Here is a 24,691-nt window from a genome sequence, read left to right as displayed (position 1 = left end):
TTTGCGAAACCATCTCATGTTACGAATCCTCCATTGAAGACGGAAATTGTATTTCCGGCTGTTCAGGCACCAGGCAGAACGCCAAATCCGCATATGCAAGTGTCGGTGCACTTGCGCCGGCCTCCACAGCGAGCATTGGGAAGAATTCTGATGGCAATGATAAACTCTACCAATTTTGGCGGTGAGACGCTGGAAATCATCGCGTTCCGCCTGCACGATCAGGAATTCTGCGTGAAGACGACGACTATCCGCGAAATTCGCGGCTGGGCGCCTTCCACGCCTATTCCCCACGCACCGAAAGACGTTATCGGCGTCATGAACCTGCGCGGCTCGGTCATTCCGATCATCGATCTGGCTCACAAGCTCGGCATGAAAAGCACCGTCGCCAATGAGAGAAGCGCCATCGTGGTGGCCGAAGTACACAACATGGTCATCGGCATGCTGGTTGACCGCGTTTCCGACATTCTGACGATCCCGGCAAACCAGGTTCAGCCGGTTCCGGAAATCTCGGCCTCCTTCGACAAGTCCTATTCCGAAGGCATCATCGCCAACGAACATGGCATGATCTGCTTCCTGAACCTCGCAAAGATGTTCAAGGGCACTGAAGCGGAAGATCTCGCGGCTTAAGCCCGCCTATTGGCGGGCTTCCCCTCAGCGGTTTGCATTCTGACGCAGACAAAAGAGACGAGTCCGTTTCGCTCCCAGTATCGACAATCACGCCAGACCGCCGGAGCATCGCCCGGCGGTTTTGTTTTTTCTATTCCTGCATTTTGTAAATAAGAACATTTTAATATTATAGATATCTAATATTAAAAGCTGAAAATCAGTACCGCACCGACACGCCATCTCGCGGGTCCGATACCTGACCTAGGCCGAAAAGACGCAAGTGCCTGCATTGCCGCTTTCGGCGGCAAACCTGTTCGTTGTTCAACATGATACGGCGCGAACCGCATCCTCTTATGGGGCTGGCCGCGCTGTGGCCGATATTCGGGGGACGTCCAATGCTGGGGTTAGGGAAAAGCGCAGATAACCGAAACATGCTCGATGCGATCTCCAGATCGCAGGCGGTCATAGAATTCGATCTTAAAGGTAATATTCTCACGGCAAACCGCAATTTCTGTGCCGCGCTGGGTTACGATCTCGCCGAAATCACCGGCAAGCACCACCGAATCTTCTGCGACGGCGATTTCGCCGCATCGCGTGCCTATCAGGAGTTCTGGCAATCTCTCGCCCGTGGCGAGTTTCAGGCCAAGGAATATCGGCGTATTCGCAAGGATGGCGCGGTTATCTGGATCGAGGCTTCCTACAACCCTGTTTTTCGTTCGGGTAAGCCCTACAAGGTGATCAAGATCGCCACCGATATCACCGCCAAGAAGATCAAGGCCGCGGAAGACGCCGGCAAACTGGAGGCACTTTCCCGCTCGCAGGCCACCATCGAGTTTTTCCCCGACGGCACGATCATCACCGCCAATCCAAATTTCTGCACCACCGTAAATTACGAACTCAAGGAAATCGAGGGCAGGCACCATCGCATGTTCTGTGATGCGGCCTATGCCGCCTCTCCCGCCTATGCCAGTTTCTGGCAGCGGCTGGCAGCGGGAGAATTCATCTCGGATGAATTTGTTCGCTATGGCAAGAACGGCAAGGAAATATGGATCCAGGCCGCCTATAATCCTGTGCTGGATGACGCCGGCAAAGTGGTGAAAGTGGTGAAATTCGCCACCGACGTCACGCCGCGCATGAGCGCCATCAGCGTGCTTGCCGGTGCCCTGCGGGCGCTGGCGGCTGGCGACCTCGTGCAGCGCCTGGACAATAGTTTCGTGCCCAGCATGGAGAAATTGCGCCAGGACTTCAACGAAGTTGTCGGCAAGCTTCAGGTCACCATGCAGACAATCGCCCACAATGCCTCCACCATCGCATCAGGCTCGGGCGAAATCCGCATTGCTGCCGATCAACTCTCGCAGCGCACCGAACAACAGGCCGCCTCGCTGGAAGAGACGGCAGCCGCGCTGGAGGAAATCACCACAACAGTAAGCGATGCCAGCCAACGTGCCGGCGAAGCCGGCAAGCTGGTGCTGCGAACGAAAGACCATGCCGAACATTCGGGCGAAATCGTTCAGCAGGCGATTTCCGCAATGGACGCCATTTCGCGTTCGTCAGGCGAAATCACCAACATTATCGGTGTCATCGATGATATTGCCTTCCAGACCAATCTTCTCGCGCTGAATGCGGGCGTTGAAGCCGCCCGGGCCGGGGAGGCGGGCAAGGGTTTCGCCGTCGTGGCGCAGGAGGTCCGCGAACTCGCACAGCGATCCGCCGTTGCGGCAAAGGAAATCAAATCCCTCATCAACACCTCCCGCGAACAGGTCGCCAATGGTGTGGATCTGGTGGGAAGAACCGGTGGCGCCCTCAAGGATATTCAATTGCAGATGGGCGAAATCGACGTCAATGTTTCGGCCATCGTCGAGGCATCGCGCGAACAGGCCAACGGGCTGAAGGAAATCAATCAGGCCGTCAACGTCATGGATCAGGCAACCCAGAAAAACGCCGCCATGGTGGAGGAAACCACCGCCGCCAGCCACGGCCTCGCCAATGAGGCAGAAAATCTGCACGAATTGCTGCGGCAATTCAGAATATCACATGAGGCATCGGCATCACCTGCCCGCCCGGCCGACAAAAAGTCAGCCATCGTCACCCGGCTACCGACATCGCAACCGCGATATGCCGCCGCGCCAAGATCTCACGGAAACGCAGCAGCCGAATGGGCGGAGTTCTAGGCCGGCTCTGAAGCCAAGGGCCGCCGGGAAACGGCGGCCTCATCGTTATAGAATGATACGATCCGCCCGGGTAAAGATTTCAAAATCTTCACCCCGCACCAGCGCCACAAGTGTGACACCCGAACTCTCGGCTGTTTCGATGGCAAGCGCAGTGGGCGCGGAGATCGCCGCCAGAATGGGGCTCCCAAGAATGGCCGTCTTCTGGACCATTTCCACCGACAGTCGGCTGGTGACCACCACAATGCCCGTATCGGGCGATAGGTCCGCATTGACGACCGCACCTGCAAGCTTATCGAGCGCATTATGGCGGCCGACATCTTCCCGGACAGCAAGCAGCCCTTTTTGAGGATTGTAGAAACCCGCGCCGTGAACCGCCCGCGTTTCGCGATTGAGGCTTTGCGCTTCATTCAGCGCTTTCATCGCGGCGATGATGTCATCACCCTCAACGGCGACTTCCACGCCGCTCAACTCCGGCACCACCCGGACCGCCTGTTCTATGGACTCGATGCCACAAAGACCGCAGCCGACAGGGCCTGCCATATGCCGCCGTCTTGCCCTTAGCGCATCCGCATTGGCATCCAGCAAATCCAACTGAACATCGAAGCCCGCCCCGGCCTCGATCACCTCAATGGACCGGATTTCCGCCCTTGTGGATATGATGCCTTCCGTAAGACTGAACCCGACCGCGAAATCGACGAGATCGGCGGGGCTGGCCATCATCACGGCATGGGTGCTGCCACCATAAGAAAAGGCAACCGGCACCTCCTCGGGCACCGCCCGCTCACCCTCGGTTATGGCCCCTTCGCGCAAAGCGGTTCTTGCGACCCTTCGGTAACTTGCCTTTGCCGACACGCCGATCACTCCTCCATGACGAAAATCTGCCTCGTCTCGCTCACGATCCCAAAACAGCATTTCTTCCCGGTAATACATCTAGCCGAAAGTCCTGAAAATCGGAATCGGTTTACCCGTTGAAACGGAACCGTTGAAGGCGCTCCTCGCCTTACCCATTCTCCGCAGGCAATCGCTAATGCAATCCCGCCAACGCCGGTCAGAAGCTTAGACCAGGCCAACTGGGCGGCTTTTATGCGAAAGCAGCCATGTTTCGCCTGACATGGGGAGGCGACAGCCCAAAACAAAAAAAGCGACCGAAGTGGCCGCTTTCTGTTTTAGTTTTTTTGTGGGCAGTCATTCTTTCGAACCCGCCCGGTGCTTTCAAGCAGCGACGAGAACCTCATGCAGGTTCGTCAGTTCGTAAAGGTGCTTTTCAAGCTTGGTCAGATGCTCGTGGTGGTGATTACCCTCTTCGATTTCGGCCTTGGCCGCATCGATGCGCTTCTGCAGCGTGTCGGGGGACATATCATCGGCCGAAACCGCAGATTCCGCCAGAAGCGTGCAACCAGTCGGGAGAATATCGGCAAAACCGCCGAAAACGACGTATTTATGCGTCTCACCGGAGGCGAACTTCACCGTCACCAGACCCGGCTTGATCGTCGTCATCGTCGGAGCATGATTGGCCAGAACCGTCATCTCACCCAGCGTTGCCGGGATGACGACTTCCGTAACCGTTTCGGAAACGAGCAGACGTTCCGGGGAAACGAGATCGAATTTGAAACTGTCAGCCATGGCTATTCACTTCTTTTCAATTACGCGGGCGTCACGGACTTGTCTTTTACAACGCCGGCCTCACCATTTCGGTTTCGCCGTCATTGCCGGCAAGGCGCGCGGTTGAACCACGCGCCCGCCAATTCATAATCAGGCAGCTTCGCCAGCCAGCTTCTTTGCCTTTTCGATGGCTTCTTCCATCGAACCGACCATGTAGAAAGCAGCTTCCGGCAGGTTGTCGTATTCGCCATTGACCAGGCCCTTGAAGCCCTTGATCGTGTCTTCGAGCGCGACGAGCTTGCCCGGAGAACCGGTGAAGACTTCAGCAACGAAGAACGGCTGCGACAGGAAGCGCTCGATCTTGCGGGCGCGGGCAACCGTCAGCTTGTCTTCTTCCGACAGTTCGTCCATGCCCAGGATGGCGATGATGTCCTGAAGCGACTTGTAACGCTGCAGGGTCGACTGAACCTTACGGGCAACTTCGTAATGCTCTTCGCCAACGATCATCGGGTCGAGCATGCGCGAGGTGGAGTCGAGCGGGTCAACAGCCGGGTAAATACCCTTTTCGGCGATCGAACGCGACAGAACCGTCGTTGCGTCAAGGTGCGCGAACGAAGTAGCCGGCGCCGGGTCGGTCAAGTCGTCGGCGGGAACGTAAATTGCCTGAACCGAGGTGATGGAACCCTTGGTCGTGGTGGTGATGCGTTCCTGCATCTGGCCCATGTCGGTTGCCAGCGTCGGCTGGTAGCCCACGGCCGAAGGAATACGGCCGAGCAGAGCCGACACTTCCGAACCAGCCTGCGTGAAGCGGAAGATGTTGTCCACGAAGAACAGAACGTCCTGGCCTTCATCACGGAAGTTTTCAGCGATCGTCAGACCGGTCAGAGCGACGCGGGCGCGCGCACCCGGCGGTTCGTTCATCTGGCCATAGACGAGCGCAGCCTTGGAGCCTTCGCCGCCGCCGAGCTTGTTGACGTTGGATTCGATCATTTCGTGGTAAAGGTCATTGCCTTCGCGGGTACGTTCACCCACGCCGGCGAATACCGAGTAACCACCGTGCGCCTTGGCGACGTTGTTGATCAGTTCCATGATGAGAACCGTCTTGCCAACGCCGGCGCCGCCGAACAGGCCGATCTTGCCGCCCTTGGCATAAGGAGCCAGAAGGTCGACGACCTTGATGCCGGTGACGAGGATCTGCGCTTCGGTCGACTGCTCGACGTAAGACGGTGCATCCTGGTGGATGGCGCGCTTCTTGGCCGTAACGATCGGGCCTGCTTCGTCAACCGGCTCGCCGATGACGTTCATGATGCGGCCGAGCGTTTCCGGACCAACCGGAACTTCGATCGGCGCGCCGGTGTTGGCGACGGCCTGACCACGAACCAGACCTTCGGTCGAGTCCATGGCGATCGTGCGGACGACGTTTTCGCCGAGATGCTGCGCGACTTCCAGAACGAGGCGGTTGCCGTTGTTCTCGGTTTCGAGCGCGTTCAGGATCGGAGGCAGTTCGCCTTCGAACGCCACGTCGACAACAGCGCCGATAACCTGGGTAACCTTGCCCGCGCCGTTCACCGCTGCGGTTTTCTTGGGGGTAGCTGCCTTAGCCATTATCCTTACCCTCTTTCCTTACCTCAGAGCGCTTCCGCGCCCGAAATGATTTCAATGAGTTCCTTGGTGATCTGAGCCTGACGCTGACGGTTGTAGGAAAGCGTCAGCTTGTTGATCATCTCACCGGCATTGCGCGTTGCATTATCCATCGCGCTCATCTTGGCGCCCATTTCACCGGCAACGTTTTCGAGCAGAGCCCGGAAAACCTGAACCGAAATGTTGCGCGGAATAAGGTCTTCCAGAATAGAAGCCGCATCCGGCTCATATTCGTAGACGGCGTTCTGCGTCGCGGCATCCTCTTCCACAACAGGCGTTGCGGCCGGAATGAGCTGCAGGCCGGTAGGGATCTGGCTGATGACGGACTTGAATTCCGAATAGATCAGCGTGCAGACATCAAACTCACCGGCGTTGAAGAGCGAGATCACCTTCTTGGCGATCTGGTCAGCATTTTCAAAACCGACCTTCTTCACTTCGCGCAGTTCGATGCGCTCGATGATGTTCGCTGCAAATTCGCGGCGAAGGCTGTCATAACCCTTCTTGCCGACCGTGATGATCTTGACCGTCTTGCCTTCCGAAATCAGCTTGCGGGCCTGATCGCGGGCAAAACGGGAAATTTGCGAGTTGAAACCGCCGCAAAGACCACGTTCGGCCGTGCAGACGACGAGCAGATGCACGTCGTCCTTGCCGGTGCCGGTCATCAGTGCCGGAGCAACGTCCGCCTCGACCGCATTGGCGATGTTGGCGAGAACGGCGCTCATGCGCTGAGAGTAAGGCCGGGCGGCCTCCGCAGCTTCCTGGGCGCGCCGAAGCTTCGCCGCGGCGACCATTTTCATCGCCTTGGTAATCTTCTGCGTCGCCTTCACGGAGGCAATGCGGTTTTTCAGATCCTTTAGTGAAGGCATCCGTTATCCGTCCGAGTAAAAGAGCCCTGATTACGAGAAAGACTTGGCGAAGTTATCAAGAGCGCCCTTGAGCTTGCCCTTGGTATCGTCGCTGATAGCCTTTTCCGTGCGGATGGTGTCGAGGATCGCCTTGCCTTCCGAGCGGAGGTAGGAGAGGAAACCCTGCTCGAACTTGCCGACCTGTGCGACCGGAATCTTGTCGAGGTAGCCGTTGACACCGGCGAAGATCACCGCAACCTGTTCTTCCGTCTTGAGCGGCGAGAACTGCGGCTGCTTCAGAAGCTCTGTCAGGCGGGCGCCGCGGTTAAGCAGGCGCTGCGTGGAAGCATCGAGATCCGAACCGAACTGCGCAAAGGCAGCCATTTCGCGATACTGGGCAAGCTCACCCTTGATCGAACCGGCAACCTGCTTCATCGCCTTGATCTGAGCGGCGGAGCCAACGCGCGAAACCGACAGACCGACGTTAACAGCCGGGCGGATACCCTGATAGAACAGGTCGGTTTCAAGGAAGATCTGGCCGTCGGTGATCGAGATCACGTTGGTCGGAATGAAGGCAGAAACGTCGTTACCCTGGGTTTCGATAACGGGCAGAGCCGTCAGCGAACCAGCGCCCATTTCGTCGGAGAGCTTTGCAGCGCGCTCGAGAAGACGGGAGTGAAGGTAGAAAACGTCGCCCGGATAAGCTTCGCGGCCCGGAGGACGGCGCAGCAGAAGCGACATCTGACGATAGGCAACAGCCTGCTTGGAAAGGTCGTCGTAGCCGATGAGAGCGTGCTTGCCGTTGTCACGGAAATATTCGCCCATGGCGCAACCGGCAAACGGTGCGAGGTACTGCATCGGAGCCGGATCGGAAGCCGTTGCAGCAACGATGATCGAATACTGCAGCGCGCCGCGCTCTTCCAGAACCTTTACGAACTGGGCAACGGTCGAACGCTTCTGACCGATAGCGACGTAGACGCAATAAAGCTTGTCGCCGTCAGGACCATTGTCGTGAATGGCCTTCTGGTTCAGGATCGTGTCGAGAATGATAGCGGTCTTGCCGGTCTGGCGGTCGCCGATGACGAGCTCGCGCTGGCCGCGGCCAACCGGGATGAGGGCGTCGATGGCCTTGAGGCCGGTCGACATCGGCTCATGAACCGACTTGCGCGGAATGATGCCGGGAGCCTTGACGTCAACGCGCGAACGCTTGGCGGCATTGATCGGGCCCTTGCCGTCGATCGGGTTGCCGAGCGCGTCAACGACGCGGCCGAGCAGTTCCGGGCCGACGGGAACGTCAACGATAGCGCCAGTCCGCTTTACGGTGTCGCCTTCCTTGATGTCACGGTCCGAACCGAAGATAACCACACCGACATTGTCGGCTTCAAGGTTGAGCGCCATGCCGCGGATGCCGCCGGGGAACTCGACCATTTCGCCGGCCTGAACATTGTCGAGGCCATAAACGCGGGCGATACCGTCACCGACGGAAAGCACCTGCCCGACTTCCGAGACTTCAGCCTCGTTGCCGAAATTTTTGATTTGATCTTTCAGAATTGCGGAAATTTCCGCGGCGCGGATATCCATCAGCCAACCTCTTTCAGTGCAAGCTTAAGGGTGGAAAGTTTGGTGCGAAGAGACGTATCGATCTGGCGGGAACCGACCTTGACGATCAGACCACCGAGGATCGACGGATCGACGGTAACGGAAATCGTCACATCCTTGCCGGTAACGCTCTTCAGCGCCGCTTTCAGTTCAGTTTCCTGCGCCTCGTCGAGCGCATGTGCCGAGGTGACCTCGGCGGTGATTTCGCCGCGGTGGGCGGCGGCAATGGTGCGGTAGGCGCGGATCATGCCGGGAACGGCAAAGAGACGGCGGTTATTGGCAACGACCTTGAGGAAATTAACAGCAAGACCGGCAATGCCGGCCTTCTCGCAGATCGCGGTGATTGCCTTGAACTGATCCTCGGCGGAAAACACCGGGCTCGCAACCAGACGCTTCAAATCGTCGCTTTCGTCGAGAAGTGCGCCGAACTTGTCCAGATCGGCTCCAACCGCTTCAACCGCACCCGCTTCCAAAGCAAGCTCGAAAAGCGACGACGCATACCTTTCCGCTACACCGGATGTTCCCTGGGAGGTGTCTGCCACGGGCACTTTTTCCCTGCTAATCATCCAAGATTGTCAGCGATGGGGCTCCACCGCATCAAATTCTTGAAATCGTTTCAATTTCCCCGAAAAAGACCGGAATTCCCCCCTGCCTTTTCCCAATTTCGCGGTCCGTCTAGCATAGGACGCCGGGACTCGCAACACGCGTAATAGCGGAAAGCGCCGTTTGGGCAAGGGGGAATGCGTTTAAATTTTCCGTTTTCGCCCAGGATGCGGGTTTGGTGCGGCACAAAAGCCCAAAAGCCCGCCTCAGACCAGCCCGAAGACGTAGCTCAACGACAGTGCGGACAGCAGAAAGTGCACAACCAGGAGTATGAAATTCCGCATGGTTGCGCCTCCATCCGAGAGAATGGAGAGAATGCCGCCGAACACGCTGAGACCGAAAGCCGCGCCGAAAGCGAGATAGACCATGGGCTGCGCCAGAAGCAGGGCGGCGGCGCCAAGACCAAGATAGAACCCGGCAAGCGATGAACGCACGAGCGCGTAGCCGTCCCTGCGCTCACCAGCCGGCTGCAGACCGAAAGCGCGCAGCGTAATACCGGGCGCGAACATAAAAAAAAGGCCGATCACGGCCGACACCGCTGCCGCACCGAAGGCCAGCTGCTCGCCGAATTCGGCAGGAAAATAAAACTCCATCTCGTTCCCCAAATCATTCTTTTCGCCTGCTGCGTTATGACACGGTCATGACAGCGGGAAAACGCCTTGATTGGCAAAGTTCAAAGGAAACTTTGCGGATCGATGTCGAGCTGCACATGCACGCTGCCCCGTTCTTTGGGTCCGTTGGCCAGCAGCGTCCGGAGAAAAGACTGCATGTCGGAATTGCGTCGCCCATGCACCAGGAGACGGAAACGATGGCGGCCGCGGATCAGGGCAAGCGGCGCTTCCGCCGGGCCGAGCAGCATGATGCCCGTAACCTGCGGGGCGGCGGCCCTTAAACCTCGCGCATGGGTTTCCGCTTCCGCGCGCGTATCGGCGGAAACGATGATCGAGGCAAGGCGACCGAAGGGCGGCAGAACGGCCTTTTCCCGCTCGACGATCTCTCTTTCGTAAAACGCCGAGGCATCGCCCGAAACGATTGCCTGCATGACCGGATGCTGCGGCTGGTAGGTTTGCAGGAGACCATGGCTCTTCAAGCCTGTGCGCCCGGCGCGGCCCGTCACCTGCGAGAGCAGCTGGAACGTTCGCTCCGCCGCACGCGGATCGCCATTGGCAAGGCCGAGATCGGCATCAACGATGCCGACAAGCGTCATCAGGGGAAAGTTATGCCCCTTGGCAACGAGCTGCGTGCCGATGACGATATCCGCCTCACCCTTGACGATCGCCTCCAGCTCCAGCCGCAGGCGCTTGACGCCCATGAGATCGGAGGAGAGCACGATGGTGCGGGCTTCGGGGAAATGTTTCTCCACCTCTTCGGCAATGCGCTCCACACCCGGCCCGCACGCCACCAGGTGATCGAAGGTACCGCATTCCGGGCAATGATCGGGCGTCGGCTCACTGTGGCCGCACTGGTGGCACTGCAATTGATTGCGGAACCGGTGCTCCACCAGCCAGCTGGAACATTGCGGGCACTGGAAACGGTGGCCGCAAACCCGGCAGAGCGTCAGCGGCGCATAACCGCGGCGATTGAGGAAAAGCAGCGCCTGCTCACCCTTCTCGATGGTCTTGCCGATGCCGCGCAGCAGGACGGGTGAGAGAAACCCTCCCCTCTCCGGCGGATGACGGCGCATATCGACAAGATGCAGATCGGGCATCGCCGCATCGCCGAACCGCGTGTGCAGGTGGATTGTGTTGTAACGCCCCGAACTGCCATTGACCTGGCTTTCCACCGATGGCGTGGCCGACACCAGCACGACAGGAAATTCTGCTATTCGCGCCCGGACGACGGCCATGTCACGGGCATTATAAAAGACACGGTCTTCCTGCTTGTAGGCTGGGTCGTGCTCTTCATCGACAATGATGAGACCAAGATTGTCGAAGGGCAGGAAAAGCGCCGAGCGTGCGCCAGCCACCACCTTCACTTCGCCCGTCACCGCCTGCCGCCAGACCTTTTCACGCATGCGCGGCGACAGATCCGAATGCCATTCCGCCGGTTTCGCGCCGAAACGATCCTGAAAACGCTCCAGAAACGCGGCCGTCAGGGCAATTTCGGGCAGCAGGATCAGCACCTGCCTGCCTTGCCGGAGCGTCTCGGCCACCGCCTCGAAATAGACCTCCGTCTTGCCGGAGCCGGTCACGCCGTCGATCAGCGAGACATGAAAGCCGCCCTTGCGCACGTCCTCGAGGATTTCCGATGCCGCCTGTTTCTGCGGGCCTTCCAGTCGCGGCTCGGCATAGTCAGGATCAGGCTCGGCCACAACAGGCGGCGCCGGCAGAAAAACCGTCTCGAATACGCCCTGCTTGACGAGGCCATCGACAACGCTGGTGGAAACGCCGGCGGCATGGGCAAGCCCGCTCTTCGTCCAGCCATGCCCTTCCGCCGCCAGTTCCATCACCCGTTCGCGGGCGGGGGTAAGGCGCTCCGGCCGGCCTTCGGTCAGCCGGAGGCCCTCGATCATCGGTTCTGGATCGAAGGCGGCGGGCGCTCGAAGCGCCATGCGCGCCACGAGACCGGGCGGCGAAAGCGTATAGGCGGCGACCCAGTCAACGAAGCGGCGCATCTCCGCCTTCAGCGGCGGGCACTCGAAACTCTTGGTGATGGGCCGCAATTTCTTCGGATCGACGCCCTTCTCTCCGGCATCGTCCCACACCACGCCGAAGACCTGCCGCGGGCCGAGCGGCACCTGCACGACAGAGCCCGTCTCCACCACCATATCTTCCGGCACGGCATAACTATAAGGCCCGGGCGCCGGCATGGGCACGAGAACGGGCACCGTGCGCGTGGGCGACGGCGGGTCGAACAGAGCCCCAAACAGATCGGACGAATCTTTTGCCATGATGTGGCGACCATGCCCCGGCGAAATGAAAAAGGAAACCGCTCGCATGTAGTGGGCGGGCTTAGCAAAGTCCATCTCTTAACCAAATGCTGACCATAAGAGCATAGCGTCAAGACACGGAATGGAGCGCTGCGTGACTGAAATCCTGACATTTGCCGAACCGGATCTGTTGAACGAACGCCAGTCCTGGCTTGCTGCCCTTGCCGGCGAACGCCGTCTTTCGGACAATACCGTAGAGGCCTATGAGCGCGACACCCGCCAGTTCCTGACGTTCCTTACCGGTTACATTGGCAAGCCCGCCGCCATTGCCGATATAGCCGATCTGCGCCCGGTCGATCTTCGCGCCTTTCTGGCCAACCGGCGCAAGGAAGGTGTTGGTGCGCGTTCACTCGGCCGGCATCTGGCGGGACTGCGCTCCCTTCTTCACCACCTGCAAAAAAAGGGCCTCGTCAATGCGGCCGGCGCCACCGCCATGCGCGCGCCAAAACAGCCGAAATCCCTGCCGAAACCACTAACTGACCGGCAGGCGTTGAAAATCACCACGGCCGAGGCGCAATTGAACGAAGAGCCATGGATCGCCGCCCGCAATGCAGCGGTCCTCTCACTGCTTTATGGCTGCGGACTTCGTATTTCCGAAGCGCTCGGTCTGACACCGGCCGATATCCCGCCCGGTGCCCGCAGCCTTCGCATCACCGGCAAGGGCAACAAGACGCGTATCGTGCCGCTGCTGGCGGTTGTGACGGAAGTGGTCGACGCCTACAAGAAGCTTTGCCCCTATGCTCTGGCGGCGAATGAACCGATGTTCCTTGGCGCACGCGGCGGAAAACTCCAGCCTGCCATCATCCAGCGGGAAATGCAGAAGCTAAGAGGCGCTTTCGGCCTGCCGGAAAACGCCACACCGCATGCACTGCGCCATTCCTTCGCCACACACCTTTTGGCCGGCGGCGGCGATCTGCGCACCATTCAGGAACTGCTGGGCCATGCCAGCCTGTCCACTACCCAAGTCTATACCGGCGTCGATACCGCAAGATTGCTGGAAATCTACGACAACGCCCACCCGCGTGCATGAAGCAGGAAATGGTTAACCACAATCATTAACCAGACATCCAAACCGCCGTTCTATAAGCAAACAAGAACCGGATTGGACCCATGCACAGCCTGATAAAGCCACAAAACTTCACCGCCACCCTGATGGGCAAAACCGGCGACGCCCTGCTTTGGCTGCTGGCGGCCCTGCATGTCACGGCCATCGCCATCCTGCTCATGACGTTGCTTTCGCTGGGTGAAGCGGAAGCCGCGGAGCAACAGATCACTTGCACCGGCAGCGATATTCTCGTGGACATGCGCAAGACCGATCCGCAGGCCTTCGCGAAGATCGAACAGGAAGCGGCCGCGATCCCCAATGGCAAGGGCAATTTCTGGCGCATCGAAAAGGCCGGAACGGAACCGTCCTATCTTCTCGGTACGATGCATGTCACCGACCCACGCGTCCTGGGAATGCCTGCCGCCGCGACACCTGCCTTCGAAAAATCCGCGACCGTCATCGTGGAATCGGACGAAATCGTCGACGACAAGAAGGTCGCGACCTCGCTGCTGAGCAAACCCGAACTCACCATGTTTCTGGATGGCAAGTCGATCACCGACATTTTGTCATCCGAAAATGTCACGCGCCTGGAAAAGGGTCTCAAGGAGCGTGGCATTCCGCTGAATGCCGTTTCGCGCATGAAGCCCTGGATGCTGTCAAGCTTCGTCGCCCTTCCGGCCTGCGAGTTCGCCCGCAAGGCAACCGGCCTCTCCTTTCTCGACAAGAAACTGGCCGAAGACGCGCTCGCGGACGGAAAACGTCTCGTCGGTCTGGAAACGATGGTCGAGCAGTTGACGGCCATGTCAGAACTGCCGATGGAGTTTCATCTGCAGGCTTTGATCGAAACATTGGAACTCGGCGATCGCATGGACGACATCATGACCACCATGACCGATCTCTATGTCGCTGGTGATATCGGCATGACCATGCCCATGCTGAAAAGCCTCGACACCAAAAAACCGGCAGAGGGCGATCAGGGTTATGCCGCCTTCGAGCAACGCATCATCACCGATCGCAATCACGTCATGGCGGATCGGGCGACCCCCGAGCTTGCCAAAGGCAACGTCTTCATGGCCGTCGGCGCGTTGCACCTGCCGGGTGAGGAAGGCGTGATCGAATTGCTGCGCGCAAAGGGCCTTACGCTCACACGGGTCGACTGACCGTCTCATCCCTAATCTTGACGGGCCGAACGTTGGTGCAAAACGGGCGCATCGTCGCTGGCACGATGCGCCGATGAAACGGTCCGACCACGAAAATGTAAAGCCGCCCGAAGGCGTTCTTGCGCCTGACGATGGTGGTGACATTCACCAACCGGCAGTTAGGGCTCCCTTCGAGATCGACAACGATCCGGAAATCGAGATGGTGGTCATCGAAGCCGAGAATTGTCCGCTGCGGCGTGGATGACAGAACCGGAAAACCGCCCGCCGAAGTGCCCGCCGCCAGTTCGACCGTTTTCAAGCCGAAAAGCGAGACGACGCCGTTTCGAAGCGCCATCAGGCTGGTGATCCATGCCGGGGGATGATCGAGAAGAAGCCTGCTCACATCCAGCGATGATGATTCCGGCGTCACCATCTCGCCCTCAAAACAATCCCGCCAGTCAGCGCCCGGCAATATGTCTTCGCTATCCGGCATCCCGGAACCCCCAACCGCGCGATGCGGCGAGGCTCATCATCTTCTTTTTCAGCCAGACAGAAAACGCGACAAACCGCCGCTTGGCATTTCCGGCAAAAGTACGACGCGTGTCCTAGATCATGAAGTTAGAGCGGAATTTCAGGCGAAAACCGCTTACACTTTTCGCCATCCCGCTCTAGCCGTGCGTCATCCGTTTCAGGACATTGGTGCGCCAATAGAACTGGTGAACCAGGACAGCTGCAACATGGCCGACGATCAACACCCACATCAGCGCCTTGAAGGGGCCGGAATGTAACTGCCCCGCCGGCTGAGCACCAAAGTAATAGGCAGCGATACCGGACAGGGGCAGCACAAAGAACAGGGCATAAAAGGTGAAATGCGCCACTTTGGCGGCGATCTGGAATGGTCGAGGCTCCTCGGCGGGATGCGGCGGCACACCCTGAAAGAAGCGTAGACAGAGGCGCAGAACCGCAAGCAGCAGCACGGCAAAACCGACATAAGCGTGAATATTGGCCGAAGAAATCTGCTCCGGCGTCAAGGTTTCACCCCGCCGCATCAGCCGATAGGCATGGGCCATGGCGTCGGGAAACAGCAGGTTGAAGAAGATCAGAAGCGCCATCGCCCAATGGATGACACGTTGCGGAACGGAGAAGGAAACTTGACTGGAATACGCCATTTTATTGCCTTTTATCAAAAGGTTAGACAGGCTATGGCGCGAGTATGAAAAACCCCGGCCTGCATGGCAAGCCGGGGTTCAGCAGATGACTGAAATTTAATATTTGAGCGTCAGGCTCAAACGCCGATCACATGTGGATCGGCTTGAAGAACGTCGCAAGTGCTGCTTCCTTCACGGCTTCCGACATGGTCGGGTGCGCGTGGCAGGTGCGGCCGAGATCTTCCGAAGAACCGCCGAACTCCATCAGCACAGTAATCTCGTGGATCATTTCGCCAGCGCCGAAGCCGACGATGTGGCCGCCGAGAACCCGGTCGGTTTCCTTGTCGGCAAGGATCTTCACGAAACCATCCGTCACCTGCATGGCGCGGGCACGGCCATTGGCGGTGAAGGGAAACTTGCCGACCTTGTAGGCAACGCCAGCGGCCTTCAGTTCTTCCTCGGTCTTGCCGACGGAAGCGATTTCCGGCTGCGTATAGACGACTGCCGGAATGACGTCGTAATTCACATGGCCGCGCTGGCCAGCGAGGATTTCCGCAAGAGCAACGCCCTCATCTTCCGCCTTGTGCGCCAGCATCGGGCCTTTCACCACGTCACCGATCGCATAGATACCGTCGACATTGGTCTTGTAGTGGCCGTCGATTTCGACGCGGCCACGGCTGTCCAGCACCACGCCTGCTTCCGCAAGGCCAAGACCTTCGGTGTAGGGCTTGCGGCCGGTGGAGATCAGCACGACATTCGCTTCCAGCGTTTCGGCAGCGCCGCCCTTGACCGGCTCGAACACGACCTTTGCACCGGCAGCGGTCTTTTCAACGGCCGTCACCTTGGCGCCGAGCTTGAAATCGAGACCCTGCTTGGCCAGCAGACGCTGCGCCTGCTTGGAAACTTCACTATCCATGCCGCCGAGAATATTGTCGAGATATTCGACAACGGTGACCTTCGCGCCGAGACGCGACCAGACCGAACCGAGCTCGAGGCCGATAACGCCGCCGCCAACAACGATGAGCTTTTCCGGAACCTTGGAGAGAGCGATCGCGCCAGTGGAGGAGACGATGACGCTTTCATCGATATCGACCTGAACGCCCGGAATGCCGGCAACATCCGAACCGGTGGCGATGACGATGTTCTTGGCTTCGATCTCCTGAACTTCACCCTTGTCGTTGGTGACGGAGACCTTGCCGACGGAAACGACCTTGCCAGTGCCCTGGAAGGCATCGATCTTGTTCTTCTTGAACAGGAAGGCGACGCCATCGACATTGGCCTTCACCACGCCGTCCTTGTGGCCCATCATCTTTTCAAGGTTCAGTTTCGGCGCGGCGACTTCGATACCGAGCGAATCGACGCCATGGGCAACATGCGCAAATGTTTCGGACGCGTGCAGCAGCGCCTTGGAGGGAATGCAGCCGACATTCAGGCAGGTGCCGCCATAGGTCGCACGCTTCTCGATGACAGCGACCTTCAGGCCGAGCTGTGCCGCCTTGACCGCGCAAACATAACCGCCGGGACCCGTGCCGATTACAACTACATCATATGCCATGTTCGTTTTCCTGATTGATGTCGGGCAAGATACCGGATCATTGCCCTGCTTGCGTTTGACCTGAAACTCAGGCCGCTTTTTCAGTTGCGAGTTTTATACCGAGTGCAATGAAGACCACGCCGCTGGTGCGGTCTATCCATTGGCTGGCACGCTGAAATGCAGCGCGCATGCGCGGCGTCGTCATGAACAGACTGACGCCGACGAACCACAGAATAAGGCAGCTCGCCATGACGAGACCGTATCCGAATTTGATGGCGACCGGCGTATGGGCATGAACCACCGTCGAAAAGATCGACAGGAAGAAAAACACCGGTTTGGGATTGAGCGCATTGGCGGCGAAACCGAGCGTGAAGGCCTTGAGTGCCGTCTGGCTGCTTTTGACCTGAACACCGCCCTCGCCTTCAGCCGACGGCAATTCCGTCTTGCCGGCGCGCAGCGCCTTGATGCCGATATAGATAAGATAGGCGACGCCAAGCCACTTGACGATGTTGAAGAGATAGATCGACTGGGAAATGATGAGACCAAGCCCGAGGATCGTATAGGTGACGTGGAACATCAGCGATGTGCCGACACCAAAGCTGGTGATGATGGCCTGCCTGCGCCCATGCACCATGGCCTGGCGCATGACCATTGCCAGATCGGCGCCGGGGGACACGATCGCGAAAGCGAAGATCGCCATCAGGGATGCAAGTTCGATCAAATACTGATGCATCTGAAACAAGCCTCTAGAACATCAACACGAAAAGCATCAGCGCGAGGCCGAGCATGGAGCCGAGCCAGACCAGTGAGCGGATATAAGGCACGCCGGCCAGATAAAGCGGTATGTAAATCACCCGGCAGATCAGCCATATCCACGCGCCGGTCAGTGCCAGTCCGGATGGATCGCCAGCCATGATGACGCCGAAGGCGAGTGCTATGAAAGCGGGATAGGTCTCCCGGAAATTTTCAGACGCGCGGGCTGCGCGGCCTGTAAGCCTGCCTTCCGGTTTCTTCTCCGCATCCCGTGGCCCGGCATTCCAGTCCAGCCCCAGTTCCCGCGTCGCCGTCATGGCTTGCAGCATTACATGCACCACAAGCAACAGGACGCTGAGACCGATCAACGGTAAAAAGGGGGAAGCGGCAAGAAATGTCGGCTGCACTTTCGCTCTCCTGATGCGATTTCAGCGGGACCTCAGTTGAAATCCCGCTGAAAGGAAAAGCAAGACCGATTAGAGATCGAGAACCAGACGTTCCGGATCTTCCAGGCTTTCCTTGACGCGAACGAGGAAGGTCACGGCTTCCTTGCCGTCAACGATACGGTGATCGTAGGAGAGCGCAAGATACATCATCGGGCGGATGACGACCTGACCGCCGATGGCGACCGGACGCTCCTGGATCTTGTGCATGCCGAGAATGCCAGACTGCGGCGCATTGAGGATCGGCGAAGACATCAGCGAACCGTAAACACCGCCATTGGTGATGGTGAAGGTGCCGCCCTGCATGTCGGCCATGCCGAGCGAACCGTCGCGCGCTGCCTTGGCGAGGCGACCGAGTTCCTTTTCGACGCCGGCGATGGAGAGCTGGTCGGCATCGCGGATGACAGGAACAACGAGACCCTTGTCGGTGCCGACAGCCATGCCGACGTGACAATAGTTCTTGTAGATGATGTCCGTGCCGTCGATTTCAGCGTTAACAGCCGGCAGTTCCTTCAGCGCGTGGGTCACGGCCTTGGTGAAGAAGCCCATGAAGCCGAGCTTGACGCCATGCTTCTTCTCGAACACGTCCTTGTAACGGTTGCGCAGGTCCATGACCGCGCTCATGTCCACCTCGTTATAGGTGGTCAGCATGGCGGCGGTGTTCTGTGCGTCCTTCAGGCGGCGGGCGATGGTCTGGCGCAGGCGGGTCATCTTCACGCGCTCTTCGCGAACCTGATCCTGCTCGGCGGAAACCGGACGGGGAGCAGCAGCAACCGGAGCCGGCGCGGCGGCAGGCGCCGAAACGCCCTTGGCGACAGCGGCGAGAACGTCGCCCTTCAGAACCTGGCCACGCTTACCGGAACCATCGACCTGATCGGCAGACAGGTTGTTTTCAGCAAGCAGCTTGCCGGCGGCAGGTGCCGGCGGCATGCCGCCGGCGGCGGGCGCAGCAGCGGTTGCTGCGGGTGCCGGTGCGGCAGCGGCAGCAGGCTTTGCAGCCGGTGCGGCGGTCGCAGCGCCAGCAGCACCTTCGGCGATCTGGCCGAGAAGCGCGTCGAGACCGACGGTCTCGCCGTTCTGTGCAACGATTTCGGTCAGCACGCCGGAAGCGGGCGCCGGGACTTCGACGGTAACCTTGTCGGTTTCCAGTTCAACGAGAGGTTCGTCGGCCTTGACGGTATCGCCGACCTTCTTGAACCAGGTGCCGACGGTCGCTTCGCTGACGGATTCGCCGAGGGTTGGTACGCGGATTTCAGTGGCCATGATCTAGTTCCGTTATTCAGGTGTCTTTTTTGCGGGGCGATGCGGGAGAGTTCTCACTCTCCCAGCGCGTCTTCCAGGAACGCAGCAAGCTGCGCCAGGTGCTTGGACATCAGGCCGGTCGCCGGAGAGGCGGCAGCCGGACGGCCCGTGTAACGGACCTTCTGGTACTTGGCGTCGATATGCGCCAGAACCCATTCCAGGTAAGGATCGATGAACGACCACGAACCCATGTTCTTCGGCTCTTCCTGGCACCAGACCATTTCCGCGTGGCGGAAACGGGAAAGCTCGTTGATGAGCGCCTTTGCCGGGAACGGATAAAGCTGTTCGACGCGCAGCAGGTAGATGTCGTCGATACCGCGCTTTTCACGCTCTTCGAGAAGATCGTAATAGACCTTGCCCGTGCAAATGACGACACGGCGGATCTTCGAATCCTTCTGCAGCTTGATCGGACCATCCTTGATGACCTCCGCATCGTCCCACAGGAGACGGTGGAAGGAGGACTCGCCGGCAAGCTCCGCCAGCGACGAGGTGGCGCGCTTGTGACGCAGCAAGGACTTCGGCGTCATCAGGATCAGCGGCTTGCGGAAGTCACGCTTCATCTGACGGCGCAGGATGTGGAAGTAGTTGGCAGGTGTCGTCACGTTGGCGACCTGCATGTTGTCTTCCGCACACATCTGCAACCAGCGCTCCAGACGGGCAGACGAATGTTCCGGACCCTGACCTTCATAACCATGCGGCAGAAGGCAGACGAGACCGGACATACGCAGCCACTTGCGCTCGCCAGACGAGATGAACTGGTCGAACACGACCTGCGCGCCGTTGGCGAAGTCACCGAACTGTGCTTCCCAAAGCGTCAGCGCATTTGGGCGGGCGAGCGAGTAGCCATATTCGAAGCCGAGAACGGCTTCTTCCGAAAGCATCGAGTTGATGACTTCGTAACGGGCCTGCGTCGGGGCGAGATTGGCGAGCGGGATGTAACGCTCTTCGGTCTCCTGATCGTAGAGAACCGAATGGCGCTGCGAGAAGGTGCCACGTTCACAATCCTGACCGGAAAGGCGGATCTTGTGACCGTCAACGACGAGCGAACCGAAAGCAAGCGCTTCCGCCATCGCCCAGTCGATGCCTTCACCCGTCTCGATCATCTGCGAGCGGTTTTCCATGAAACGCTGGATCGTGCGATGCGCGGTGAAACCTTCAGGAATGGTCGACAGCTTCTTGCCGATTTCCTTCAGCTGCTTCATCGGCACGCCGGTCTTGCCACGACGCTGCTCATCGGCATTGTCGGCAGCGCGCAGGCCCGACCACTGACCATCCAGCCAGTCAGCCTTGTTCGGCTTGTAGGACTGGCCTGCCTCGAATTCCTGCTCGAGATGGGCGCGCCAATCGGCCTTAACCTTCTCGAAATCACCTTCGGTGATCAGGCCTTCCGCAATCAGGCGGTCGGCATAGATGCGGGCGACGGTCTTGTGGCCACGGATGACCTTGTACATCTTCGGCTGCGTGAACGCCGGCTCATCGCCTTCGTTATGGCCGAAGCGGCGGTAACAGAACATGTCGATGACGACAGGCTTGTGGAACTTCATGCGATATTCGGTCGCAACCTTGGCCGCATAGACAACAGCTTCCGGATCGTCACCATTGACGTGGAAGATCGGCGCTTCAATCATCTTGGCGACGTCGGACGGATAAGGCGACGAGCGCGAGAAGGCCGGGTTCGTCGTGAAACCGATCTGGTTGTTGATGATGAAATGCATGGTGCCGGCAACGCGATGACCGCGCAGGCCGGACAGGCCAAGAATTTCAGCAACCACGCCCTGACCGGCAAAAGCGGCATCACCATGTAGAAGCAGCGGCAGCACCTTGGCACGTTCGGAAAGCGGAATGATGTCGCCGTCCCACTGCTTGGCCAGCTGGTCCTGCTTGGCGCGCGCCTTGCCCATGACAACGGGGTTGACGATTTCAAGGTGCGACGGGTTGGCAGTCAGCGACAGGTGAACCTTGTTGCCGTCGAATTCGCGGTCGGAGGAGGCACCGAGATGGTACTTCACGTCGCCCGAACCCTCGACATCGTCAGGCTTGAACGAACCGCCCTTGAACTCGTGGAACACGGCGCGGTGCGGCTTGCCCATGACGTTCGTCAGAACGTTCAGGCGGCCACGGTGGGCCATACCGAGAACGACCTCTTCCAGGCCTTCCTGGCCGCCGCGCTTGATGATCTGTTCCAGCGCCGGGATCAGCGATTCACCGCCATCGAGGCCGAAACGCTTGGTGCCCTTGAAACGCACGTCGAGGAACTGTTCGTAACCTTCAGCCTCGACCAGCTTGGACAGAATGGCCTTCTTGCCCTCGGGCGTGAAGTCCACACCCTTGTCTGGGCCTTCGATGCGCTCCTGAATCCAGCCCTTTTCTTCCGGGTTGGACATGTGCATGAATTCAACGCCGAGCGTCGAGCAATAGGTACGCTCGAGAATCTCGACCATCTCGCGCACACTCGCATATTCGAGGCCGAGCACGTTATCGATGAAAATCTTGCGGTCGTAATCGCTTTCCTCAAAGCCGTAGGACTTCGGCGAAAGCTCGTTGTAATCTTCGACGGCGCTGGCGATGCCGAGCGGATCGAGCTTGGCATGCAGGTGGCCGCGCATACGGTAGGCGCGGATCATCATGATGGCGCGAACGCTGTCACGGGTCGCCTGCAGCACTTCCGCTTCGCTGACGGGCTTGCCGGTAGCGGCGCTCTTCGTTTCGGCCTTTGCCTGAACCTTCTTCTCGATGGCCTTCTCGACCGTGGCCCAGTTGCCGTCGAGTGCGGATACCAGTTCGCCATTTGCCGGGATCGGCCAGTTGGCGCGCTTCCAGGAGGCGCCTTGTGCGGCCTTCTTCACGTCTTCCGGATTGTCGGACAACGCCTTGAAGAAGCTCTGCCACTCCGGCGACACGGAAGAGGGATCCTCTTCGTACCGGGCATAGAGCTGCTCGATATAGGCTGCATTCGCGCCGTCCAGAAACGACGTGATCTGAAACTGCTCGTTCGCTTCTTGCCTTGCCATTGTGTTCCTGCGGACTTGTCCGTCCGCCTCCTCGATGCCGTTACGGCCGTTTCACCGGCCTGCCGCTTTGATTACTGCTGTCTGCCGCCGGGGCGGTATGCTGGTTCTGTCTATCGTCTTTGCGGCATCGGGCAGCGCAGCGTTGAAGCCGCACCGCCCGTTACCGGTCTCATGTGGTCTCAGCCCTTAAGGACTTCAACCAGCGTCTTGCCGAGGCGCGCCGGGGAAGGCGATACCTTGATGCCGGCTGCTTCCATGGCAGCGATCTTGGACTCTGCATCGCCCTTGCCGCCGGAAACGACAGCGCCAGCGTGGCCCATGGTGCGGCCCTTCGGAGCCGTACGGCCCGCGATGAAGCCGGCCATCGGCTTCTTGCGGCCCTTCTTGGCTTCGTCGATCAGGAACTGCGCCGCATCTTCTTCAGCCGAGCCGCCGATTTCGCCGATCATGATGATCGACTGCGTGGCTTCGTCGGCAAGGAACATTTCCAGGATGTCGATGAACTCGGTGCCCTTGACCGGGTCGCCGCCGATGCCGACAGCCGTCGTCTGGCCGAGGCCTTCGTTGGAAGTCTGGAACACGGCTTCATAGGTGAGCGTACCCGAACGGGAAACGATACCGACCGAACCCTTGCGGAAGATGGAGCCCGGCATGATGCCGATCTTGCATTCTTCCGGCGTCATGATGCCGGGGCAGTTCGGGCCGAGCAGGCGCGACTTCGAACGGTCGAGGCGAGCCTTGACGCGCACCATGTCCATAACCGGAATACCCTCGGTGATGCAGGTGATGAACGGGATTTCCGCTTCGATGGCTTCGATGATGGCGTCAGCGGCACCTGCAGGCGGAACGTAGATCACGGATGCGTCTGCACCGGTCTTTTCCTTGGCTTCGGCAACCGTTGCGAAGATCGGCAGGCTTTCGCCCTTCGATCCGGTCCAGGTTTCGCCACCCTTCTTCGGGTGAATACCGCCGACCATCTGCGTGCCGTAATAGGCAAGCGCCTGTTCGGTGTGGAAGGTACCGGTCTTGCCGGTCAGACCCTGAACAAGGATCTTCGTGTCTTTATTAACGAGAATAGACATTATTTCCGGTCCCTCAATTAGCCGTTGATCGCCGCGACGATCTTCTTGGCTGCGTCGTCCAGATCGTCAGCAGCCGTAATCGCAAGGCCAGATTCGTTCAGGAGCTTCTTGCCAAGTTCGACGTTGGTGCCTTCGAGGCGAACAACGAGCGGAACCTGCAAGCCGACTTCCTTCACCGCGGCAATCACGCCTTCGGCGATGACGTCGCACTTCATGATGCCGCCGAAGATGTTGACGAGGATGCCCTCGACCTTCGGGTCAGCCGTGATGATCTTGAAGGCTGCCGCAACCTTCTCCTTGCCAGCGCCACCGCCGACGTCGCAGAAGTTAGCCGGCTCTTTGCCGTAAAGCTTGATGATGTCCATCGTCGCCATGGCAAGACCTGCACCATTGACCATGCAGCCGATGTTGCCGTCGAGAGCCACGTAAGCGAGGTCCCACTTCGAGGCTTCGATTTCCTTGGCGTCTTCTTCGGTCTCGTCGCGCAGCGCCTTGACATCGTCATGGCGGAACAGGGCGTTACCGTCGAAGGACATCTTGGCGTCGAGAACGCGCAGATGGCCATTTTCCATGACGATCAGCGGGTTGACCTCGAGGAGAGCCATGTCCTTCTCGTTGAAGGCCTTGTAGAGGATCGGGAACAGCGACTTTGCGTCTTCGGCTGCAGCACCCTCAAGCTCGAGAGCCTTGGAGATCGCGGCAACGTCAGCATCGCTCACACCCTTTTCCGGGTTGATGGCGATGGTGTGGATCTTTTCCGGCGTGTCGTGGGCGACAGCCTCGATATCCATGCCGCCTTCGGTGGAAACCACGAAAGCGACCTGGCCGACCGAACGGTCAACCAGCAGCGAGCAATAAAGTTCGCGGGCAATGTCAGCGCCGTCTTCGATATAGAGGCGGTTGACCTGCTTGCCGGCATCGCCCGTCTGGGCCGTTACCAGCGTGTTGCCGAGCATGTCCTTGGCGTGGGAAACGACTTCCTCGATCGACTTTGCCAGACGAACGCCGCCCTTGGCGTCGGGGCCGAGTTCCTTGAACTTGCCCTTGCCACGGCCGCCAGCATGGATCTGGCTCTTGACGACGTAAAGCGGGCCGGGAAGCTGCTTTGCGGCAGCTTCGGCTTCTTCGACCTTGAGGATGGCGACGCCTTCAGCAACCGGCGCACCGTAGCCCTTCAGAAGAGCCTTGGCCTGATATTCGTGAATATTCATGGAATAATCCCTGTTTGGAGCCGCTTG

At 59.1% G+C, this 24,691-nt stretch carries 21 protein-coding genes; 4 read left to right on the top strand and 17 right to left on the bottom strand.

Annotation, left to right across the window (positions count from 1 at the left end):
* The first annotated feature begins 150 nt into the window (after positions 1-150).
* Together AKG12_RS10785 and AKG12_RS10780 are read left to right on the top strand one after the other, a co-directional pair.
* Positions 151-627 (top strand): chemotaxis protein CheW, encoded by a 477-nt coding sequence (locus tag AKG12_RS10785; protein ID WP_003504949.1) that lies wholly within the window; start codon positions 151-153, stop codon positions 625-627.
* Positions 628-1,001: 374 nt separating this feature from the next.
* Positions 1,002-2,777, top strand: coding sequence for a methyl-accepting chemotaxis protein (locus tag AKG12_RS10780; protein WP_082178808.1), 1,776 nt, complete (start codon positions 1,002-1,004; stop codon positions 2,775-2,777).
* A gap of 45 nt (positions 2,778-2,822) precedes the next feature.
* On the opposite strand, the gene fdhD is transcribed toward AKG12_RS10780, so the two are convergent.
* The 8 genes from fdhD to AKG12_RS10740 form a co-directional block, all read right to left on the bottom strand.
* Complete coding sequence (fdhD, locus tag AKG12_RS10775) at positions 2,823-3,638, bottom strand: formate dehydrogenase accessory sulfurtransferase FdhD (RefSeq protein WP_082178794.1); 816 nt, start codon at positions 3,636-3,638, stop codon at positions 2,823-2,825.
* 351 nt (positions 3,639-3,989) lie between these two features.
* On the bottom strand, positions 3,990-4,400 hold the full coding sequence (locus AKG12_RS10770) for a F0F1 ATP synthase subunit epsilon (RefSeq protein ID WP_003492358.1): 411 nt from the start codon (positions 4,398-4,400) through the stop codon (positions 3,990-3,992).
* Between the two features lie 129 nt (positions 4,401-4,529).
* A complete protein-coding gene (gene atpD, locus AKG12_RS10765; RefSeq protein ID WP_046799526.1) occupies positions 4,530-5,984 on the bottom strand; it encodes a F0F1 ATP synthase subunit beta in 1,455 nt (484 codons plus the stop codon).
* Positions 5,985-6,007: 23 nt separating this feature from the next.
* Positions 6,008-6,886, bottom strand: coding sequence for a F0F1 ATP synthase subunit gamma (locus AKG12_RS10760; RefSeq protein ID WP_046799527.1), 879 nt, complete (start codon positions 6,884-6,886; stop codon positions 6,008-6,010).
* A gap of 30 nt (positions 6,887-6,916) precedes the next feature.
* Positions 6,917-8,446 (bottom strand): F0F1 ATP synthase subunit alpha, encoded by a 1,530-nt coding sequence (gene atpA / locus AKG12_RS10755; protein ID WP_046799528.1) that lies wholly within the window; start codon positions 8,444-8,446, stop codon positions 6,917-6,919.
* Positions 8,446-9,012 carry a F0F1 ATP synthase subunit delta gene (locus tag AKG12_RS10750; protein ID WP_170979849.1) on the bottom strand — a complete coding sequence of 189 codons (567 nt, stop codon included), beginning with the start codon at positions 9,010-9,012 and terminating at the stop codon, positions 8,446-8,448. The genes atpA and AKG12_RS10750 overlap by 1 nt, the downstream gene beginning before the upstream one ends.
* A 261-nt stretch (positions 9,013-9,273) precedes the next feature.
* Complete coding sequence (locus AKG12_RS10745; protein WP_046799530.1) at positions 9,274-9,660, bottom strand: AGROH133_08824 family phage infection protein; 387 nt, start codon at positions 9,658-9,660, stop codon at positions 9,274-9,276.
* 80 nt (positions 9,661-9,740) lie between these two features.
* On the bottom strand, positions 9,741-11,957 hold the full coding sequence (locus AKG12_RS10740; RefSeq protein WP_052818842.1) for a primosomal protein N': 2,217 nt from the start codon (positions 11,955-11,957) through the stop codon (positions 9,741-9,743).
* A 121-nt stretch (positions 11,958-12,078) separates the two neighbouring features.
* On the opposite strand from AKG12_RS10740, the gene AKG12_RS10735 reads away from it, so the two are divergent.
* Both AKG12_RS10735 and AKG12_RS10730 read left to right on the top strand, forming a co-directional pair.
* On the top strand, positions 12,079-13,026 hold the full coding sequence (locus AKG12_RS10735; protein ID WP_082178793.1) for a tyrosine recombinase XerC: 948 nt from the start codon (positions 12,079-12,081) through the stop codon (positions 13,024-13,026).
* Positions 13,027-13,106: 80 nt separating this feature from the next.
* Positions 13,107-14,201, top strand: a complete 1,095-nt coding sequence (locus AKG12_RS10730) for a TraB/GumN family protein (RefSeq protein ID WP_052818760.1) — start codon at positions 13,107-13,109, stop codon at positions 14,199-14,201.
* Here AKG12_RS10730 and AKG12_RS10725 read toward each other — a convergent pair.
* The 9 genes from AKG12_RS10725 to sucC form a co-directional block, all read right to left on the bottom strand.
* Positions 14,185-14,673: a DUF2867 domain-containing protein gene (locus AKG12_RS10725; protein ID WP_052818759.1), complete on the bottom strand. Its 489-nt coding sequence runs from the start codon at positions 14,671-14,673 to the stop codon at positions 14,185-14,187. The genes AKG12_RS10730 and AKG12_RS10725 overlap by 17 nt on opposite strands.
* 175 nt (positions 14,674-14,848) lie before the next feature.
* On the bottom strand, positions 14,849-15,349 hold the full coding sequence (locus AKG12_RS10720) for a cytochrome b (protein ID WP_046799532.1): 501 nt from the start codon (positions 15,347-15,349) through the stop codon (positions 14,849-14,851).
* Positions 15,350-15,476: 127 nt separating this feature from the next.
* Entirely contained in the window at positions 15,477-16,883 is a 1,407-nt protein-coding gene (lpdA, locus tag AKG12_RS10715) for a dihydrolipoyl dehydrogenase (protein WP_052818758.1), read from the bottom strand.
* Between the two features lie 67 nt (positions 16,884-16,950).
* On the bottom strand, positions 16,951-17,595 hold the full coding sequence (locus tag AKG12_RS10710) for a LysE family translocator (RefSeq protein WP_046799534.1): 645 nt from the start codon (positions 17,593-17,595) through the stop codon (positions 16,951-16,953).
* 13 nt (positions 17,596-17,608) lie between these two features.
* Positions 17,609-18,022, bottom strand: coding sequence for an MAPEG family protein (locus AKG12_RS10705; RefSeq protein WP_052818757.1), 414 nt, complete (start codon positions 18,020-18,022; stop codon positions 17,609-17,611).
* A gap of 69 nt (positions 18,023-18,091) precedes the next feature.
* Positions 18,092-19,321, bottom strand: a complete 1,230-nt coding sequence (gene odhB / locus AKG12_RS10700) for a 2-oxoglutarate dehydrogenase complex dihydrolipoyllysine-residue succinyltransferase (protein ID WP_046799536.1) — start codon at positions 19,319-19,321, stop codon at positions 18,092-18,094.
* A gap of 53 nt (positions 19,322-19,374) precedes the next feature.
* The gene (locus AKG12_RS10695; RefSeq protein WP_046799537.1) at positions 19,375-22,371 is read right to left on the bottom strand and encodes a 2-oxoglutarate dehydrogenase E1 component; all 2,997 of its coding nucleotides are present in this window, start codon (positions 22,369-22,371) and stop codon (positions 19,375-19,377) included.
* Positions 22,372-22,550: 179 nt separating this feature from the next.
* Positions 22,551-23,453 carry a succinate--CoA ligase subunit alpha gene (sucD, locus tag AKG12_RS10690; RefSeq protein WP_046799538.1) on the bottom strand — a complete coding sequence of 301 codons (903 nt, stop codon included), beginning with the start codon at positions 23,451-23,453 and terminating at the stop codon, positions 22,551-22,553.
* Between the two features lie 17 nt (positions 23,454-23,470).
* Complete coding sequence (sucC, locus tag AKG12_RS10685) at positions 23,471-24,664, bottom strand: ADP-forming succinate--CoA ligase subunit beta (protein WP_046799539.1); 1,194 nt, start codon at positions 24,662-24,664, stop codon at positions 23,471-23,473.
* Positions 24,665-24,691: the final 27 nt, after the last annotated feature.

This window comes from Agrobacterium sp. SUL3 (genome assembly GCF_001263295.1).
In the GTDB taxonomy this organism is placed as follows: Bacteria; Pseudomonadota; Alphaproteobacteria; order Rhizobiales; family Rhizobiaceae; genus Agrobacterium; species Agrobacterium tomkonis.
Note: the sequence above shows the minus strand (reverse complement) of the source record. Positions and strands in the feature narration are given on the sequence as shown.

What these genes read in the sequence shown, in the direction of transcription:
- AKG12_RS10785 (WP_003504949.1), top strand. Translation starts at nt 151, where the DNA reads ATGGCAATGATAAACTCTACCAATTTTGGCGGTGAGACGCTGGAAATC.
- AKG12_RS10780 (WP_082178808.1), top strand. Translation starts at nt 1,002, where the DNA reads ATGCTGGGGTTAGGGAAAAGCGCAGATAACCGAAACATGCTCGATGCG.
- AKG12_RS10770 (WP_003492358.1), bottom strand. Translation starts at nt 4,400, where the DNA reads ATGGCTGACAGTTTCAAATTCGATCTCGTTTCCCCGGAACGTCTGCTC.
- atpD (WP_046799526.1), bottom strand. Translation starts at nt 5,984, where the DNA reads ATGGCTAAGGCAGCTACCCCCAAGAAAACCGCAGCGGTGAACGGCGCG.
- AKG12_RS10760 (WP_046799527.1), bottom strand. Translation starts at nt 6,886, where the DNA reads ATGCCTTCACTAAAGGATCTGAAAAACCGCATTGCCTCCGTGAAGGCG.
- atpA (WP_046799528.1), bottom strand. Translation starts at nt 8,446, where the DNA reads ATGGATATCCGCGCCGCGGAAATTTCCGCAATTCTGAAAGATCAAATC.
- AKG12_RS10745 (WP_046799530.1), bottom strand. Translation starts at nt 9,660, where the DNA reads ATGGAGTTTTATTTTCCTGCCGAATTCGGCGAGCAGCTGGCCTTCGGT.
- AKG12_RS10740 (WP_052818842.1), bottom strand. Translation starts at nt 11,957, where the DNA reads ATGGCAAAAGATTCGTCCGATCTGTTTGGGGCTCTGTTCGACCCGCCG.
- AKG12_RS10735 (WP_082178793.1), top strand. Translation starts at nt 12,079, where the DNA reads ATGGAGCGCTGCGTGACTGAAATCCTGACATTTGCCGAACCGGATCTG.
- AKG12_RS10730 (WP_052818760.1), top strand. Translation starts at nt 13,107, where the DNA reads ATGCACAGCCTGATAAAGCCACAAAACTTCACCGCCACCCTGATGGGC.
- AKG12_RS10725 (WP_052818759.1), bottom strand. Translation starts at nt 14,673, where the DNA reads ATGCCGGATAGCGAAGACATATTGCCGGGCGCTGACTGGCGGGATTGT.
- AKG12_RS10720 (WP_046799532.1), bottom strand. Translation starts at nt 15,349, where the DNA reads ATGGCGTATTCCAGTCAAGTTTCCTTCTCCGTTCCGCAACGTGTCATC.
- lpdA (WP_052818758.1), bottom strand. Translation starts at nt 16,883, where the DNA reads ATGGCATATGATGTAGTTGTAATCGGCACGGGTCCCGGCGGTTATGTT.
- AKG12_RS10710 (WP_046799534.1), bottom strand. Translation starts at nt 17,595, where the DNA reads ATGCATCAGTATTTGATCGAACTTGCATCCCTGATGGCGATCTTCGCT.
- odhB (WP_046799536.1), bottom strand. Translation starts at nt 19,321, where the DNA reads ATGGCCACTGAAATCCGCGTACCAACCCTCGGCGAATCCGTCAGCGAA.
- AKG12_RS10695 (WP_046799537.1), bottom strand. Translation starts at nt 22,371, where the DNA reads ATGGCAAGGCAAGAAGCGAACGAGCAGTTTCAGATCACGTCGTTTCTG.
- sucD (WP_046799538.1), bottom strand. Translation starts at nt 23,453, where the DNA reads ATGTCTATTCTCGTTAATAAAGACACGAAGATCCTTGTTCAGGGTCTG.
- sucC (WP_046799539.1), bottom strand. Translation starts at nt 24,664, where the DNA reads ATGAATATTCACGAATATCAGGCCAAGGCTCTTCTGAAGGGCTACGGT.